Annotated in this window: 2 protein-coding genes; both read right to left on the bottom strand. The window is 62.6% G+C overall.

Features of this window, described 5'->3' with window-relative positions; translation table 11 throughout:
- The coding region (locus HX817_RS16065; RefSeq protein ID WP_177040565.1) for an alpha-E domain-containing protein at positions 1 to 907 on the bottom strand (907 nt) is incomplete at its 3' end.
- Positions 908 to 909: 2 nt separating this feature from the next.
- Positions 910 to 1,593 (bottom strand): circularly permuted type 2 ATP-grasp protein (locus tag HX817_RS16060; RefSeq protein ID WP_256348757.1); only part of this gene is annotated, 684 nt, incomplete at its 5' end.

Here is a 1,593-nt window from a genome sequence, read left to right as displayed (position 1 = left end):
CCCGCACGGTGTCGATAAAATCCGTCAACCGGCTATGCAGCCCATCCTCCAGAATCTCATCAATCCCTGTATACCTCAGCCGCGCCTCAAACTCCGCCGCCAAACGCTGGGCCGTACGCCCATAACTCCCCGGCAGGTCCGCCAGGATATGGCTCAACTCCTCGATACACGCATGCAACGAGCGCGGCACATCACTGCGCAACAGCAACAACTCCGACACCGACCGCGCATTCAGCGCATTCGGGTACAGCTCGGTATACGCCTCAAACGACGACAGCGCCCGCAACAACGCGCTCCACTGGTAATACCCGCGTGCCGAAAGGTCGCTGACTTCCTCGGACTCTTCCCCAAACATTTCATACCGCGCGTCCAGCAACCGCAACGTGTTATCCGCCCGCTCGACAAACGTCCCCAGCCGAATAAACCGATACGCATCGTTGCGCATGATCGTCCCGGACGTCGCCCCACGAAACAGGTGCGAGCGCTGCTTCACCCAGTCACAAAAGTGGCTGATGCCATGCCGCGCCAACCCGCCGGCCGCAATACTGCGCATCTCCAGCCAGGTGGCGTTGAGGTTTTCCCACATATCAGCCGTGATCCGTCCCCGCACCGCATGGGCATTACCCCGTGCAGCCCGCAGGCAGTTGTAGATACTGGCGGGGTTTTCCTCGTCGAGGGCGAAGAAGTGCAGCATGCGCTCGGCGTCCAGTTGCTGATGGCGCTCAAGGTAACTGTCCAGGGTGCCGCTGCTGAGCAGCGACATGGCCAACTCGTCCAGCCCGTCACTGCGCCCGGCCTGGGGCATCAACGACAGCGAATAACTGACTTCCAGCATGCGCGCCAGGTTCTCGGCACGCTCCAGGTAACGGGACATCCAATACAGATCTGCGGCGGTTCTACTCAGCATACTCAGCCCTCCACCACCCAGGTGTCCTTGGTTCCGCCGCCTTGCGACGAGTTGACGATCAATGAGCCTTCGCGCAGCGCCACGCGGGTCAAGCCACCGGGTACCAGGCGGGTTTCCTTGCCCGAGAGCACGAACGGTCGCAGGTCGATATGCCGCGGCGCGATGCCGTTTTCGACAAACGTCGGGCAAGTGGACAGGCTCAAGGTCGGTTGGGCGATGTAGGCGTGAGGGCGGGCCTTGATACGCTGGCGGAAGTCCTCGATCTCGGCCGCGCTGGACGCCGGGCCCACCAGCATGCCGTAGCCGCCGGAACCCTGGGTTTCCTTGACCACCAGCTCCGGCAGGTGCGCCAGTACGTGGGACAGCTCATCCGGCTTGCGGCACTGGAACGTCGGCACGTTTTGCAGGACCGGCTCTTCATCCAGGTAGAACCGGATCATTTCCGGCACGTACGGGTAGATCGACTTGTCGTCCGCCACGCCGGTGCCGATCGCATTCGCCAGCACTACGTTGCCCGCGCAGTACGCCGCGACCAGGCCGGGCACACCGAGCATCGAATCGGGGTTGAAAGCCTGCGGGTCGAGGAAGGCATCGTCGATGCGGCGGTAGATCACATCCACGGCCTTGGGGCCGTCGGTGGTACGCATGAACACCTTGAGGTCGTGCACGAACAGGTCGGCGCCTTC

This window comes from Pseudomonas sp. C6002 (assembly GCF_013385805.1).
Taxonomy (GTDB): domain Bacteria; phylum Pseudomonadota; class Gammaproteobacteria; order Pseudomonadales; family Pseudomonadaceae; genus Aquipseudomonas.
This window is presented reverse-complemented; position numbering and strand designations above follow the sequence as displayed.